We start from the raw sequence: 13873 nt of genomic DNA on the forward strand, positions 1-13873 counted from the left end.
TGGCTCGAAGGCTAGTGCGGCTGCGGCGAGATCTGGAAAAACAGCTTATGCCAAGAAGTAGCAAATTGAAATAGCAAAAGGCTAGCAGATAAGTCCATCTGAGTCCAAATAAGTCCAGATAAGCCCAGATAACTTATCCTTTTCCTATCTCCCATCCTATCGGGGAACCGCCACCTGACCCAACAGCGAGGTAATCACCTCATCCACCTGCTGCCCGTCAAGCTGGGCTTCGGGGCGGAGGATAAGGCGATGGCGGAGGAGCGGACGGGCGATCGCCTTCACGTCGTCTGGGGTAGCGAAATCGCGCCCCTCCAGCCATGCCCTAGCTTTGCTGGCTTGCAGCCACGCCACCGCCGAACGGGGCGATGCGCCCAGCGCCAAGTCGGGATGCTGTCGGCTACGCTGCACCAGCGCCAGCAGATAATCCACCAGGGCATCGGTCATTTGCACAGCGCGAACCTGCTGACGAGCTTGCAGCACTTGCTCAACCGACATGATGGGCTTGATTCGGCTCAGGTCGAGCCGCCGATTTTGCAATCCTGCCTGCGCGTTCACCAGCATTTGCCGCTCTGCCCTGGGGTCGGGATAGTCCACCACCAGCTTGAACAAAAAACGATCCAGCTGGGCTTCGGGCAACGGATACGTTCCTTCAAACTCCAGCGGGTTTTGCGTGGCAATCACCCAAAACAGGTCTGGCAGTGGCAGACTCTCGCCATCCAGCGTCACCTGCTGTTCTTCCATTGCCTCCAGCAGCGCGGCCTGAGTTTTGGGCGGCGTGCGGTTGATTTCGTCTGCCAGCAGGATTTGGGTAAAAATCGGCCCTTTTTTGAGACTGAAGCTGCGCGTATTCAGATCGAAAATATTTGTACCCAAAATATCCGATGGCAGAATGTCGGGCGTGAGCTGAATCCGCCGAAAGTCGCCCTGCACCAGCCGCGCCAGCACCTTCACCATCAGCGTTTTGCCCGTTCCTGGCACGCCTTCCAGGATGACGTGCCCGCCACACAGCAGCGCTACTAGCAATTGTTGAGACAGGGCAGCCTGTCCAACAACGACGCGATCGAGCGCTTGGGCGAGGGTCTGGAAAGGGTTGGGCATAGAGCGTGGGGTGCTGGAGTAACAGGTTTGGGAAAACGCTTTGCAGGAGATTCGGACAAGCAGGGCATCTGAATTCTACTCTCTTCCTCTCATCCTCCCATCATCTCTCTATCCGCCGCCTGCGTCACGCTACAGCGTTTTTGAAGCTCGTGAGGTACGCGGATGGTCAAGAAGCCCTTGCCTCGCCAGGCCAGCCGCCGCCTCACCCCGCAAGAAAATGCTGTATGCTCCATTATTCGTCTCTCAACTGCTGCACCCGACTCACCCAATCCAGCAAAGCGCGATCGCCCAGTCGTTTCTTTCGCTCTGGGTTCAGCAGGCGGCGGAGTTCGGCGGCGGGACGGCCTGTATGCTGTTCCCAAGCGCGGGAGAGGGTGAGCAGGTCGGCCGGGGTGGTGCCCAGACCGAGCGATCGCTGGAGGTGAATCTGCTCGGCTTTGCGGAGAGTGTCAATTACAAATTCAGTCGATTCGGCTTTGCGGAGGACTGTACCGAGGGCCTGGATATAGGCTTCGCTGTTGTCAACTTTGGGCGGTGGGTCAGGCAGCGGCTTCCCCATGCGGCGATTGCCAGCCCACACCGCCAGCGCCAGCAGCACCAGCGCTTGCACGGTCAGCAGCGCAATCGGCGTGCGGCTCAGGTATGCCCAGACGGATTGGGGCGATCGCCCGCTTGCAGCCTCTCTCTGGGGGTCACGATAGCCGTGGATATATTCATCTACCCAGACGGGATGCCCCGGCTCTGTCACCAAATTGGCGAGAAACGGGAAGTTTCCCGGCTCGTCCTGATAGGCGTTGGCGGCGAGGTAGGGTGTGGCAACGCGGATCACTTTGCCTGCACCCACGGCTTGTTCCCAGGCAATCAGCCCAAACTCATCGCTCAGTTGGGCGTTGAATTTGGGCAACGGGGCTTGGCGGCGGGTGGTTTCCACGGTCACGTCGCCTTGGGGGGTAGGCAAGACCGATCGAAAGGGTGCGCCTGTGACGGGCGATCGCACGCCCACCAGCACCAGCACGTTGCCCCGCCGCAGCCAGTCCTCCTCGGGGCGCAACCATTGCTCCACGAGCGGCGCAATGCCCACCAGCGTCATCGGCTCCGCTGGCCGATTGTCGAGGGAGGAGCCTGCCCCCGGATTTTCCCCGGAGCCAGGGGACGGAGGATTGCTAGCGCCGCTCCCCAGACTCTGAGCATGGGCTGAAATGGGCATGGCTTCAGGCAGGCTGGAATCGGGCGGCTCCAATAAGTCCTCAAAGGGGCGCTGCCACCGCTGCACGGGGGTTCCCTGCGCCTGCATATAGGCAAACCAGGCTCCGTAGCCGTCGGGGGCACGGCCGTAGGTCGATCCGGTTCGCAGGCGGGTGCTGGGAGCAGCGATCGCACTCAAAACCACCAGCATCGCCAGTGCAACTGATAGAGCAATCCAAGCGCGACGGTTCAGCTTCATGGCAAAATTTCTGCAAGGTTTCCGCAAGATTTCGCAAGATTGCTACTGGGAAGCGGAAATTTCCCGGTAGGCCCGCTCACACTGCTCGAAGGCTGCTGCTGAAACCGGAGTCGGGCTGAAACAGAGCCGCTCGTGGGTGCGAATCAGCACTGCATAGGGCTGAGCATTGGGCAGCGCATTCAGCAAGTTGAGATATTCGCCATCGGTGCGGCTGGGCAGGGGCGAAATCTGATGGCGATCGCTCAGTCGATGCAGCGCGGCATGATACAGCGCTCGGCAGGCTTCTCGATAGTCGCCTTGGCGCTGGGCCGCCTGCGATCGGGCCAGCCATTCCGCAGTGCTGAGTTCCGGCGCTGGGGCTGGGGGCACGGGGGCGATCGCCCGGCCCTGCTGCCGCTGAAATGCCTCCCAATAAGGCCGGAGCCACTGCACAAGCCACCATGCAGCCCAAATCCCCAACAACCCCACAATCACCCAGAACAGCGCCTGCAAAACCCATTCTGGCGGTATCCAGCCTGAGAAATTGGGGCGGTTCGGGCTTTCACCAAACAGCACCCACTCAATCCACTCGCCCACCTGCCGGAGCGATCGCTGCACCTGCCAATCCAGACTCGTTTTGGCAAAGGTGCCTGCTGCCTCTGGCGCTGCGGTGGCGATCGCCCCTGCTGAATAGACTGCTAAATAGACCGTAAGATTCCCTGCAATACTCATCGCATCGGCTATTCACTCTCTTCCTAAAGTATCAGGAGGTAGGGGAATCGACACGATTGCCGAATAAATGGATGCTCTCTAGAAGGGAAACAGGTCGTTTTGCTCAAAAAATGAGTCAAAAATGAGTTGCGGGCTGGAAGCCGCAATTCTGCGTTTTCTGTCGGAATAGAACTTTAGGATCAATTTGGGATCAAGAATCTTCCCATTTTGGCGAAATTAGCATTGGCTGAATATGCAGGAACCTGTATCCTGTAACACGAAGGGAGTTTTGATCCCTGCTGCGGTTGGCTCAAAATCTGGCTGGTTTTGATGCTGATCTTACGAGCGAGGATTTTGCTGCCCCGGTTTGCTGGCTTGACGGACTTGCCTCCGCAGTCGCTGCCACTGTACCCCCTAAACTCCCAAATCGACTCCCAATCTCATGCGTGACGACTGGCTTGCATCCAGCCATTTTGTAATGTTTGGTCTTTTAATCGGGTTTGCGATCGCCCATAGTGGCCTTGCGGCCCTGCGGCCCTATGCCGAAAAACGCATCGGGGCACGTCCCTATCGCGTCATTTTTGCGCTAGTCAGCCTGCCCCTGGCCACGCTGCTCATTGTTTACTTTGTTCAGCATCGCTATGACGGGCTGCGATTGTGGAATGTGCAGGGTGTGCCAGGAGTGGAACCGTTGGTGTGGGCGCTGTCGGCGGTTTCGTTCCTGTTTCTCTATCCGGCTACGTTTAATCTCCTAGAAATTGCGGCTATTCAAAAACCTCAAGTTCATCTCTATGAAACGGGCATTATTCGGATTACCCGCCATCCACAGATGGTGGGACAGGTGATCTGGTGCATTGCCCACACGCTGTGGCTGGGGACGACCTTTATGTTGGTCACGTCTGCGGGGCTGATTTTACATCACCTGTTTGGCGTGTGGCATGGCGATCGCCGCCTGGCCCAGCGCTATGGCGAAGCGTTTTCAGTGGTCAAAGCCCGCACATCGGTCATTCCCTTTTTGGCAATTCTCGATGGTCGTCAAACGCTCGAATTCAAAGAGTTTCTTCGCCCCGCCTATGTCGGCGTGGCGATTTTTGTATTGTTATTCTGGTTTGCCCACCCGCTACTCATCCAAGCAACAGGTAATCTAGGGTAATAGTGTGATCCCCGATTGATCCCTTGCTGGTTTTTAACCGTTCTTCTTAAAAACTCCTATGCTACTCTCTGTTAACGAAAGCAATTTCTCGAAAGAAGTTTTGGAATCTTCGACCCCAGTTCTGATCAACTTCTGGGCCCCTTGGTGTGGGCTATGTCGGCTCATGAACCCGATGCTGAATCAGCTTCAGGCAGAATGGGGGGGACAGATCAAGCTGGTCACGATCAACGCCGACGAAAACTTTAAGCTGGCAAATACCTATCGGCTGACGACGCTGCCCACGCTGCTGCTGGTGGAAGGGGACAGGGTGCTGCATCGGTTTGATCATTTCGCCAGTCGAGACGACATCCGCAATGCCTCCGAGTCTTTCCATGCGGTGCTTGCTTCTCTGCTGGGCAGCTACAGCTACACGGCATAGCAGGTTTGGCGAATTTGCTAGACTTCGTTGCTAGAACTCAATAGATGCACTCTAGATGCACTTCGTCGCTGCATAGATGAGTCTGTGCAGCGATCGCCCCTCACATTGCCCCTCCATTACGTCTCTTCAAGAGAGCCTTTATACCCAGGGTAGTTAAGTAAAGCCTGTCTGAGCCTCTTTTACGCTTCAGCCATTGCCAGCAGCACCTTGCGAATCACCGCTGGCGTAGCCTGGTCAGTCTCAATCACCGCGCCGATTTGCGTCGGCAGGATAAACCGCACCTGACCCGCCTTCACCTTCTTGTCGGTTTGCAGGGCAGCGATGATGTCTTCTAGGTCGAGTCCGGCGGGCAGGCGCGTGGGCAGACCTGCTTTTTGAATCAGCGCGGTTTGGCGACGGTTAGAGTCTGCATCCCATAGGTTCAGTTGGAGGGCGATCGCCCCTGCCGCCACCATGCCAATGCCCACCGCCTCGCCGTGATTCACCAATTTGTAACCCGTCAGGCTTTCCACTGCGTGCCCAATCGTGTGCCCGTAGTTGAGAATTGCCCGCAGGCCCGCCTCCTTTTCGTCCTTGCTAACGACGTGCGCCTTTGCCTGACAGGACCGCGTCAAGATCGTCTGCATGAGTTCTGGCGAGACATAGCGCTGCTGATCCAGTCGCTTGGCCTGCTCTAGCTGTTGAAACAGGTCGGCATCCCAGATTACGCCGTACTTGATCACCTCCGCCATGCCCGCGCGAAACTCGCGGGGTGGCAGTGTCGCCAGCACCTCCGGGTCGATCAGCACTAGACGGGGCTGGTGAAACGCGCCGATCAGGTTTTTGCCGTGGGGATGGTTTACTCCGGTTTTGCCCCCGATGGAGGCATCCACCATCGCCAGCAGCGAGGTCGGCACTTGCACAAACCGGATGCCCCGCAGCCAGGTGGCCGCCGCAAAGCCCGCCATGTCGCCCACCACGCCGCCGCCCAGCGCCACAATCGCCGACGATCGCTCTAGCCGATGGGCCAGCGCTGCGTCATACAGCTTTTGAATCGAACCCAGCGTCTTGTAGCGCTCACCCGCCGGAATTAGCGCGTGGCACACGTCGAAGCCTGCCGCCTCCAGCGAGGCGATCGCCCCTTCGCCATAGCGCCGAAAAATCATCGGATTCGACACCAGCATTAGCTTGCGCCCCAGTCCCAACGGACGCAGCCAGTCGCCCAACTGTGCCAAACTGCCTGGGGCGATCGCCACCTCGTAGGAATTTTGCGGCAGATCCACCGAAATCACAGCGTTCATCAATCCTGCTTCGCTCCGTAGGACTGCCAATAGCCTAGGGTTTCATCCTTGGGCGGCCCCCCCACAGGCGGCGGCACGATCTGTCCCGCTGCATGGGTCGGCGGCACCCAGCTAATCGGCGGTGGCAGCACCTTTTCGGTCGAGCCACCCCCCACTGGCGGCGGCACTGCGTGGGGTAGCGGCTGGGAACCCACTGGCGGCGCGATGCTGTAATCCGATGGGTATGCGCCTACCGGCGGCGGCAGGTGCGGCTGCGGCGGACGTGAGCCAATCGGCGGCGCAACCGCGTATTCCGCAGGCGTAGCACCGACTGGGGGACGCACAGACATTCCCGCAGGCTGGGCCCCGTGCGCTCCAACTGGAGGGGCGATCGCATAATCCGACGGATACGCCCCCACCGAGGGCGGCCGGTGATAGTCCACTGGCGAAGCTCCTATCGGCGGCGACACAGGCGACCCGACCGGGCGCGACCCGATCGGCGGTGTTATGTAAGAATCCACTGGACGCGACCCAATGGGGGGTGCAATGGGCAAATCCATCGGGCGCGACCCAATCGGGGGCTGAATTGGCAAGTTCGCAGGAGTCGAGCCAATCGGCGGCTGAATCGTTGAACCGACCGGGCGTGACCCAATAGGGGGTGCAATTGGCAAATCCACTGGACGCGACCCAATCGGCGGCTGAATTGGTAAATTCGCGGGAGTCGAGCCAATCGGCGGCTGAATCGTTGAACCGACCGGGCGTGACCCAATGGGGGGTGCAATGGGCAAATCCACTGGACGCGACCCAATCGGCGGCTGAATCACTTCGCCCACCGGACTTGACCCGATCGGCGGCTGAATCGGCAAGTTTACGGGACGCGATCCAATCGGCGGCTGAATCACTTCGCCCACCGGACGCGACCCGATCGGCGGCTGAATTGGTAAAGTTGCAGGAGTTGACCCGATCGGCGGCTGAATCATTGCACTCACCGGACTTGACCCGATCGGCGGCTGAATTGGTAAATTCGCAGGAGTCGATCCAATTGGCGGCTGAATCGGCAAGTTTACAGGACGCGATCCAATTGGCGGCTGAATCGGCAGGTTCGCAGGGGTTGACCCGATCGGCGGCGGCACAGTTGCCCCAACGGGATGCGACCCGATCGGCGGCGAAATGGGTCGATATTCGATTGGGTAAAGCGGCAGATTCGCAGAGGTCTGGTGTGCAGATGCCTGGGCAGGGGGAACAGGCTCCACGGGTGGCGACCACCCCTTGGGCGGCGGAATCTGGTAAGGGCCGTTAATCAATTCCACGGGATACCTCGGAAGAGATCTAATGAAGAGATCTGAAGCACTGCGCCGGGAAAGAAGCTGGGCGATCGCCCCTCTATCCCAATCGGCGAAACGCTGCAATGCGCTTCACTGCGTGTCATGATTTTTGCATATTTCGCAGACCGACTGCACCGACAGACGCAATTCGCCATCAGCGCCATGAGTGCCACGAATCTACCGCCCCTCACGGTCGAAACCGTGTGGGCCATCCTCAACGACACCCTCGACGATGCCACTGCCAATCGACTGGTGTGGCACTGCCTGGGCTATCGCCAGCGCGAAGACGGCTCCTGGGACACCGCCGCCGTATCCGAAGACTGGCGCAGCGCCTATCCAGAGCCGCCCGACTTTATCGACAGCCGCCCGGCTACCGTCAAGCTGACCCGCTCCATCGCGCCCGAAAACAAGCAGCTTTTGAAAGAGCAACTCGGCTTTGGCGGCTATAAGGTGGGTGAACTCGTGCCCCGCAAAACGCGCCGCGCCACCATCGCCAACTGGCTATTGGGCTACATGAAAGACCAGCAGACCGAGCAGCATCCCTCCGGCTAACCTGCCGCTGTGCAGTTGGCCATTATTCAGGCAAAACTATTCGGGCAAAACTATTCGGGCACAACGTTGATCTTGCCGCGACAGACCAAGTGGCGATCGCCCAACTCTAGGTCTTGAATTTCCACGTCGCTGCCCAACTCCAGCGGAAACCCGTCCAGATCGTGCAGCGCCAGTCCGCGCTTTGCCTTGGGCGTAGGCAGCCACTCCGGATTCACCAGATGAAGTTGCTGCCCGTTCGTGGTGCGGAGTCCAGTGCGGATGATGAAGGGAACCGGACTGCCCTGATTGCTCGACACCAGCGCCGCACCCAGCGTCAACAGTCCTGGGGCAATTTTGGCGCGAAAGTCATCCAGCAAAATCGGCGTTTTTCCATCGGGTGTCACCAAATCTGGTGCGGCTCCCGCCTTCAGCAAATTCAGCAGCAGATCGTTCACCACGCCCGCCAACAGCGGCCCCTGGAGCGAGTCGTTCAGGTCTTGCTGCGACAGGCGCACCTCTGCCTGCACCGGGACAGCTCGCTCTAGCTGAAGCGGCTTACCCCGCAAAATTTGCCGAAAGTTGACCTTGATGCCGCGACCGACCAGGGTGATGCGCTCCAGGTATAGCCCGCGATAGACCACGTTTCGCGCCGAAATCGTGACGCGGGGAATTAGCCCCGTCAGCAGTTGGCGATCGCCCCCCTCTATCAGCAAATTCAGGTCGTCTACGTGTTCCACCTGCGATCGCAGCCATAGCCGCAGCGCCGGAGTCAGAATGGTGCTGATGATGTGGCTCTGGCGCGGCACGGGCAGGTTGCGATCCGGATCGGGCAAACTTACCGGAGCCTGCGGGTCGAGCGCCGGAGCCTCGTAGTCGGCCGTAGTCGGGTCAGAGGATTGCGGTTGAAAATGGGTCATCGGGCCTACAGATTCGCTTCTTCCAGTGTAGCGCCCGCGTCATCCCCCCCTTCCAGCCGCATCCGAGTAGGGATTGCCCCACCTTTGGGGTTTGGATGCAGGAACCCGTGTCTTACAGCCCATACAACGGATTGAGGATGTGGCAAAGAGGACGATGATGCGATGATGGGAACGGTAATTTTTCCACCTCTCCCCCGCCTGCGCTGACCCATGACCTCGTTCGCGTTCCCCCACCTCTGCCCCTGGCTCCAGCACCTCGACAAGCGCCCGAAGCTGAAATGGGGGCTGGTGGCGGCGTGGCTGGGGCTGCTGTGTGGGCTGGGCTTCTTTTGGCAACTGGGCAGCATTGGACTGGTAGATGAAACCGAGCCGCTGTTTGCCGAAGCGACGCGCCAAATGGTGGAAACGGGCGACTGGATCACGCCGTACTTTAATGAAAAGCCGCGTTTCGACAAGCCGCCGCTGGTTTACTGGCTGATGGCGATCGCCTACAAAACGCTTGGGGTCAACGAATGGGCCGTCCGGCTGCCCTCTGCCCTATCCGCTTCGGCGCTGGTGGTCTTCGGCTTTTTCACCCTGCTGCGGTTTGGCTATGCTCGACCCGGCTTGTCCGCAAAGGCAGAGCAAGATGGTGAAGCGGCGATCGCCCCATCTCCGCCATCCCCCAAATTCCACTGGTTCCCCGCCTTCCTCGGCTCTGGGCTGATGGCGCTGAATCTGCAAACCATTGCCTGGGCGCGGACGGGCGTTTCGGATATGCTGCTGAGTGCCTGCGTGGGCGGGGCGCTGCTGGCGTTTTTCTGGGGCTATGCCTCGTCGCCAGATTCACTGAGGGCAAAAGAGCGTTGGTATCTGGCGTTTTTTATGTTGTGTGGGCTGGGCGTGCTGACGAAGGGGCCCGTGGGCGTGGTGCTGCCGGGGGCGACGGTGGCGGCGTTTTTGCTGTATCTGGGCAATGGGCGAACCGTGCTGAGGGACATGCGCCCTGTGCGGGGCGGGCTGGTGTTTCTGGCGATCGCCCTACCCTGGTATCTCCTCGTCACCCTTGCCAATGGCGACAAGTTCATCAACGCCTTCTTTGGCTATCACAACGTCGAGCGCTTTACCCGCGTCGTGAACCAGCACCGTGCGCCCTGGTATTTCTACGTCGTGGTGCTGCTGGTGGGGTTTGCGCCTTATTCCGCGCACTTGCCTGCGGCGATCGCCCGGTTGCGGTTTTGGCGACGGTCGCGCTGGCAGGCAGAAGACCGCCGCACCCAGCTTGGGCTATTTGCGCTGATCTGGGCGGCGGTGATTTTTGGCTTTTTCACCATCGCCGTCACTAAGTTGCCCAGCTATGTGCTGCCGCTCTATCCGGCGATCGCCATTCTAGTCGCGCTGTTTTGGAGTGATCTGCTGCTGCATCGACCCCGCGCTGGCTGGGGCATGGCGCTGAGCCACGGGCTAAATCTGCTGCTGCTGGCGGCATTGGCGATCGCCAGCTACAACAGCGCCCCCTGGCTGGATAGCGACAACGCCGTGCGGGGGCTGGAGGAAGCCATCACCCGGTCGGGGCTGCCCATCGTGGGCACAGTGATCTGGGGGCTGGCGCTGCTGGGGGCGATCGCCCTGCTAATCCGACGACAGGGGCGCTGGCTGTGGGGCATAAACCTGGCGGCAATGGCGCTGACGCTGCTGCTGTTTGTGTTTCCGCTGATGGATATTCTAGACATTCATCGCCAGTTGCCCCTGCGTCAGCTTGCCGCCGAAATCGTGGCACAGCAGCACCCCGACGAGCCAATCATGATGGCGGGCTTGCACAAGCCGAGTCTGGTGTTTTATGGACATCGACCGATTTTCTTTGCCCAGCGCCAAGAAACGGCGATCGCCTACATTCGTCGCCAGTCAAGAGAGCAGAGCGATCCGCCGTCGATGCTGCTGGTGGGGCTGGGCTACAAAATCGAAGACCTGAACCTGCCACCGGAGCAGATGACGCTGCTAGCCGAAGCCGGCAAGTATGACTTGGTACGCCTGCAACTGCCTGTGGCGCTGCCGCCGCCCCCGTCAAACTAAACGCTTCTCCAAAATCCGCTCAGAACTTGCGGCCCCGATCTGCCCTTGCTGTTCGAAGAGTCGTATGAGCGGGGGTTGCAGTTGATTGCCAAAAGCAAAGAGAACATGAAAAACCGCTTGGTGAAGCTGATGGGCAAGATTTTGCTTCACAAGCGGGCCTTGATTGAAACCGTCAAGACTACTCAAGAACTTTTGTTGGCTTGAACATTCACAACACCGTAGCGTGTTCAACTTCCTCGTGAACCTGTTGGCAGGATTGACGGCCTATCCCGACCAGCCCCCAAAACCTGCCCTTGATCCGGGGGATAAAGGCTTGTCTGTTCTCCCTCCTGCTGCCTTCCAAGCGATCGAACTCACGTTAACCGACCATCCAAAATTGCCAATCCAAAATTCAAAATCGCAATCAGTCAGGTTTCACACTGGATTCATGCCAGAGACTTTATACAAAAAGGCTCCAGGGTTGCAGCAATGCCGCCAACTGGAGCCTACGATTCAAGACAAATATTCAAGACAAACTCTGAGCGCAAACCTGCTGCATCAGGGCGTGCTTCAATCGTCAACTGTCGTCAACTTTTCTCAGTCGATTTTTCTAGATCGAAGAACCAATGCCTGCGTAGGCACCGTAGAAAAACAGACCCACGATTGCAATCACGCCAAGGCCCGCAATCGTCCCGACAACCCACAGCGGAATTCTGCCATTTGACAACATAATGTCTCTCCGAAACTCTCCTAACCTGACCAAAAACACAGCTAAATCAAATCTGAAAGTTGAGTACTAGAACAGCTTGTTAGTAGGTATGAAGACTCATTTCGGCTAACAAGCGATCGCCCTAGTTAAAGAAGTAGCTAGAAAAAAGGATGCCGAGCGTAAAGACTAGCAAAAGACCCAAGTACAAAGAGGTGCGGTTTAGCTCGACAGGCTGATTGTTTGGATTGGGTGTGCGCTCCATGATGCTCTCCTATCGCTGGATAAACTGCATTGCGGCGATCGCCCCCAGGAAGAATACTGAGGGCACAGCTAGCGTGTGAACCGCCAGCCAGCGAACGGTAAAAATGGGGTAAGAAACTGGTTGATTCGGGTTATTGCTCGTCATAATAAGCTGTCACTTGCTACTTCAAAAATTCTTGGATTTGTTCTTTTGCCGTGAACCGATCTTGAACAATGGGCAATTCCTGACGTTCTTGTGTGAAGTATTCATTCGGACGGGGCGTACCGAACACGTCGTAGGCCAAACCCGTGCTGACAAACAGCCATCCAGCAATGAACAAAGCCGGAATGGTAATGCTGTGAATTACCCAGTACCGGATGCTTGTAACAATGTCTGAAAATGGACGTTCTCCAGTGCTACCAGCCATTCAGATCCCTCCCAAAGAAACAACGAAATACTAACTTTCATCATACGAGAGCAGGGGAAGAGTCACAACCTTATGAACCCCCTCTTGTTCATCCTCGAAGTGAAATTTCTCTAAGCTCAAGCTGTGTCTGCATCGTAGCGCAACAGAGTCCCTTCCTGTCCAAGGATAAAGCCGCGATCGGGTGAATCGAACACAATCCTATAGAAGTTAGAAGGCACATCTTCGACCGCGCGATCCTTCTGCCAAGTCTGTCCACCATCGTTGCTGTAAAGCAAGTTGCCACTGCCGCCCGCAACCCAAATCTCATTAGGAGTCCGATAGGCTAGATCGAGCAAGCCCCAGCTTGTGGCAAACTCTGGTGCAGTCTGCTCTCCCCAGGCTTCGTAATCTTCGGAATCGCTGAACTGTACCAGCCCGCCCCGCGCCAGCAGCCACAGCCGACCATCCTTCGCAAAGCCCATATTTTGCAGGCGACGGGAACTAGTGCGGTTGTGGGGCTGCCAAGCATCTTGACCCGGCTCCCAGGTGGAATAGAAGTTTCCACGGGCCGAAACCGCCACATAGCGCCCATCGTCCGACCGAGAGATGTTGCGAACCACGCCGACTGCTTCCTGCACCAATGCCTGCCAGGAGCGTCCGCCGTCTTTTGTTTGGTAGATGGCTCCGATATCAGTGGTCATTTCAGCAGTCTTGGGGCCAAGCGCTTTTACCGTGTTTGGCGAACCCGGTAGCTGGGCGCTCAGCGGCACCCGCAGCCAGGACTTGCCGCCATCGGTCGTGTGCAGCAAGATCGAGGGTTGCCCCGCGATCCAGCCTTCCTCTCCAGCAAAGCTGACAGATGTGAAGCTGTAGGACAGATCATCGCCCAGATCGAGCGATCGCAGTTCCCAGGTTTTTCCACCGTCCTGCGTTTCCAGCAGCGTCGCTGCTTTGCCCACCAGCCATCCGTGAGGCGAATTGCCGACAAACGCTATGTCTGAGAGTGTGGCATTAGTTGGCAACTCAACAACCTGCCAGGGATTAAAACTCATCGACGGCAGGTAGCCCCCTCGGGCACAGCCGGTAGAAAGGAGCAAGACCGCCAGCAAAATGAGAATGCGTCGGAAGGAGAGGAAGAGTCGATTCATCGAACAGTTGAGCGCTGTGCGCGTTGGTTAACGTTGGCTAAAGTGTTGACAAAAGTTAGAGCGCTTGGGGCTGGAATGCGCTTGAAGCAAGGCTTGGGGGCGCGTCTTAAGGGTGGGCAGCAATTCCTGACTACTGCAAACCGTAAAGGCTGAGGAAAAACAGAACGGCGATCGCCAGCCCACCAAAAATCAGCAAATTCTTCTGACCCGGTGTGAGCGCATTCACGCCAAGCCCGTAGCCCAGGTTTTCCTTGAAGCCAGAGGGGCTGCCTGCTGGGCCAATGTTTGTAAACCGAGCGGTGCGGGCCCCGCAAACGGGACAGCGCCAGTCGGTCGGCAGTTCTTCAAACGGTGTCCCGGCTGCAATTTTGCCCAGGCTATCGCCTTTGACTGGCTCATAGATATAGCCACAAGCGCCGCACTCGTGACGGTCGAGCGTCCTTGGATCGATTGCCTCTGCACTGCTTTCTGCACTACTCATCGCACTACGGGCCTCCCCTGGC

16 protein-coding genes and 1 pseudogene are annotated in these 13873 nt (G+C 58.1%); 5 read left to right on the forward strand and 12 right to left on the reverse strand.

The features are described 5' to 3' along the window. Positions 1-156: 156 nt before the first annotated feature. From IGS16_RS12895 to IGS16_RS12905, 3 genes are all read right to left on the reverse strand, one after another. Positions 157-1098 carry a MoxR family ATPase gene (locus IGS16_RS12895; protein ID WP_297086020.1) on the reverse strand — a complete coding sequence of 314 codons (942 nt, stop codon included), beginning with the start codon at positions 1096-1098 and terminating at the stop codon, positions 157-159. A 232-nt stretch (positions 1099-1330) separates the two neighbouring features. Beyond that, positions 1331-2542 carry a DUF4350 domain-containing protein gene (locus tag IGS16_RS12900; RefSeq protein ID WP_297086023.1) on the reverse strand — a complete coding sequence of 404 codons (1212 nt, stop codon included), beginning with the start codon at positions 2540-2542 and terminating at the stop codon, positions 1331-1333. 42 nt (positions 2543-2584) lie between these two features. Further along, a complete protein-coding gene (locus IGS16_RS12905; RefSeq protein WP_297086025.1) occupies positions 2585-3253 on the reverse strand; it encodes a DUF4129 domain-containing protein in 669 nt (222 codons plus the stop codon). A 457-nt stretch (positions 3254-3710) separates the two neighbouring features. Here IGS16_RS12905 and IGS16_RS12910 point away from each other — a divergent pair, with 457 nt between their 5' ends. Beyond that, entirely contained in the window at positions 3711-4385 is a 675-nt protein-coding gene (locus IGS16_RS12910) for an NnrU family protein (protein WP_297086028.1), read from the forward strand. Positions 4386-4443: 58 nt separating this feature from the next. Continuing rightward, on the forward strand, positions 4444-4803 hold the full coding sequence (locus IGS16_RS12915; RefSeq protein WP_297086030.1) for a thioredoxin domain-containing protein: 360 nt from the start codon (positions 4444-4446) through the stop codon (positions 4801-4803). Positions 4804-4982: 179 nt separating this feature from the next. On the opposite strand, the gene aroB is transcribed toward IGS16_RS12915, so the two are convergent. Together aroB and IGS16_RS12925 are read right to left on the reverse strand one after the other, a co-directional pair. Further along, positions 4983-6083, reverse strand: coding sequence for a 3-dehydroquinate synthase (aroB, locus tag IGS16_RS12920; protein ID WP_297086032.1), 1101 nt, complete (start codon positions 6081-6083; stop codon positions 4983-4985). Beyond that, positions 6083-7372, reverse strand: a complete 1290-nt coding sequence (locus IGS16_RS12925; RefSeq protein ID WP_297086034.1) for a hypothetical protein — start codon at positions 7370-7372, stop codon at positions 6083-6085. The genes aroB and IGS16_RS12925 overlap by 1 nt, the downstream gene beginning before the upstream one ends. 177 nt (positions 7373-7549) lie before the next feature. On the opposite strand from IGS16_RS12925, the gene IGS16_RS12930 reads away from it, so the two are divergent. Then, complete coding sequence (locus IGS16_RS12930; RefSeq protein ID WP_297080051.1) at positions 7550-7939, forward strand: DUF1823 family protein; 390 nt, start codon at positions 7550-7552, stop codon at positions 7937-7939. Positions 7940-7989: 50 nt separating this feature from the next. On the opposite strand, the gene IGS16_RS12935 is transcribed toward IGS16_RS12930, so the two are convergent. Next, positions 7990-8835: a DUF2993 domain-containing protein gene (locus tag IGS16_RS12935; RefSeq protein ID WP_297086036.1), complete on the reverse strand. Its 846-nt coding sequence runs from the start codon at positions 8833-8835 to the stop codon at positions 7990-7992. 210 nt (positions 8836-9045) lie between these two features. Here IGS16_RS12935 and IGS16_RS12940 point away from each other — a divergent pair, with 210 nt between their 5' ends. Together IGS16_RS12940 and IGS16_RS12945 are read left to right on the forward strand one after the other, a co-directional pair. Beyond that, positions 9046-10887 carry a glycosyltransferase family 39 protein gene (locus tag IGS16_RS12940; RefSeq protein WP_297086038.1) on the forward strand — a complete coding sequence of 614 codons (1842 nt, stop codon included), beginning with the start codon at positions 9046-9048 and terminating at the stop codon, positions 10885-10887. 48 nt (positions 10888-10935) lie between these two features. After that, a pseudogene (locus tag IGS16_RS12945) lies at positions 10936-11155 on the forward strand (transposase); the annotation flags it as partial. Between the two features lie 321 nt (positions 11156-11476). Here IGS16_RS12945 and IGS16_RS12950 read toward each other — a convergent pair. From IGS16_RS12950 to IGS16_RS12975, 6 genes are all read right to left on the reverse strand, one after another. Then, the gene (locus tag IGS16_RS12950) at positions 11477-11596 is read right to left on the reverse strand and encodes a photosystem II reaction center protein J (RefSeq protein WP_068507269.1); all 120 of its coding nucleotides are present in this window, start codon (positions 11594-11596) and stop codon (positions 11477-11479) included. A gap of 121 nt (positions 11597-11717) precedes the next feature. Then, positions 11718-11837 (reverse strand): photosystem II reaction center protein L, encoded by a 120-nt coding sequence (locus IGS16_RS12955; protein ID WP_172799618.1) that lies wholly within the window; start codon positions 11835-11837, stop codon positions 11718-11720. A 9-nt stretch (positions 11838-11846) separates the two neighbouring features. Beyond that, on the reverse strand, positions 11847-11981 hold the full coding sequence (psbF, locus tag IGS16_RS12960; RefSeq protein ID WP_068507271.1) for a cytochrome b559 subunit beta: 135 nt from the start codon (positions 11979-11981) through the stop codon (positions 11847-11849). Between the two features lie 16 nt (positions 11982-11997). After that, a complete protein-coding gene (gene psbE, locus IGS16_RS12965; protein ID WP_297086041.1) occupies positions 11998-12243 on the reverse strand; it encodes a cytochrome b559 subunit alpha in 246 nt (81 codons plus the stop codon). Between the two features lie 116 nt (positions 12244-12359). Further along, positions 12360-13370 (reverse strand): photosynthesis system II assembly factor Ycf48, encoded by a 1011-nt coding sequence (locus IGS16_RS12970; protein WP_297086043.1) that lies wholly within the window; start codon positions 13368-13370, stop codon positions 12360-12362. 130 nt (positions 13371-13500) lie between these two features. Then, the gene (locus IGS16_RS12975; protein WP_297086045.1) at positions 13501-13851 is read right to left on the reverse strand and encodes a rubredoxin; all 351 of its coding nucleotides are present in this window, start codon (positions 13849-13851) and stop codon (positions 13501-13503) included. Between the last annotated feature and the right edge of the window lie 22 nt (positions 13852-13873).

The sequence above is a fragment of the Thermoleptolyngbya sp. C42_A2020_037 genome (assembly GCF_015272455.1).
Lineage (GTDB): Bacteria > Cyanobacteriota > Cyanobacteriia > Elainellales > Elainellaceae > Thermoleptolyngbya.

Bases quoted from the DNA above. Each gene is read 5' to 3' on its own strand.
- IGS16_RS12940 (WP_297086038.1), top strand. From the start codon at position 9,046: ATGACCTCGTTCGCGTTCCCCCACCTCTGCCCCTGGCTCCAGCACCTC.
- IGS16_RS12900 (WP_297086023.1), bottom strand. From the start codon at position 2,542: ATGAAGCTGAACCGTCGCGCTTGGATTGCTCTATCAGTTGCACTGGCG.
- psbF (WP_068507271.1), bottom strand. From the start codon at position 11,981: ATGACGAGCAATAACCCGAATCAACCAGTTTCTTACCCCATTTTTACC.
- psbE (WP_297086041.1), bottom strand. From the start codon at position 12,243: ATGGCTGGTAGCACTGGAGAACGTCCATTTTCAGACATTGTTACAAGC.
- IGS16_RS12930 (WP_297080051.1), top strand. From the start codon at position 7,550: ATGAGTGCCACGAATCTACCGCCCCTCACGGTCGAAACCGTGTGGGCC.
- IGS16_RS12935 (WP_297086036.1), bottom strand. From the start codon at position 8,835: ATGACCCATTTTCAACCGCAATCCTCTGACCCGACTACGGCCGACTAC.
- aroB (WP_297086032.1), bottom strand. From the start codon at position 6,083: ATGAACGCTGTGATTTCGGTGGATCTGCCGCAAAATTCCTACGAGGTG.
- IGS16_RS12950 (WP_068507269.1), bottom strand. From the start codon at position 11,596: ATGTTGTCAAATGGCAGAATTCCGCTGTGGGTTGTCGGGACGATTGCG.
- IGS16_RS12955 (WP_172799618.1), bottom strand. From the start codon at position 11,837: ATGGAGCGCACACCCAATCCAAACAATCAGCCTGTCGAGCTAAACCGC.
- IGS16_RS12910 (WP_297086028.1), top strand. From the start codon at position 3,711: ATGTTTGGTCTTTTAATCGGGTTTGCGATCGCCCATAGTGGCCTTGCG.
- IGS16_RS12895 (WP_297086020.1), bottom strand. From the start codon at position 1,098: ATGCCCAACCCTTTCCAGACCCTCGCCCAAGCGCTCGATCGCGTCGTT.
- IGS16_RS12975 (WP_297086045.1), bottom strand. From the start codon at position 13,851: ATGAGTAGTGCAGAAAGCAGTGCAGAGGCAATCGATCCAAGGACGCTC.
- IGS16_RS12915 (WP_297086030.1), top strand. From the start codon at position 4,444: ATGCTACTCTCTGTTAACGAAAGCAATTTCTCGAAAGAAGTTTTGGAA.
- IGS16_RS12905 (WP_297086025.1), bottom strand. From the start codon at position 3,253: ATGAGTATTGCAGGGAATCTTACGGTCTATTTAGCAGTCTATTCAGCA.
- IGS16_RS12970 (WP_297086043.1), bottom strand. From the start codon at position 13,370: ATGAATCGACTCTTCCTCTCCTTCCGACGCATTCTCATTTTGCTGGCG.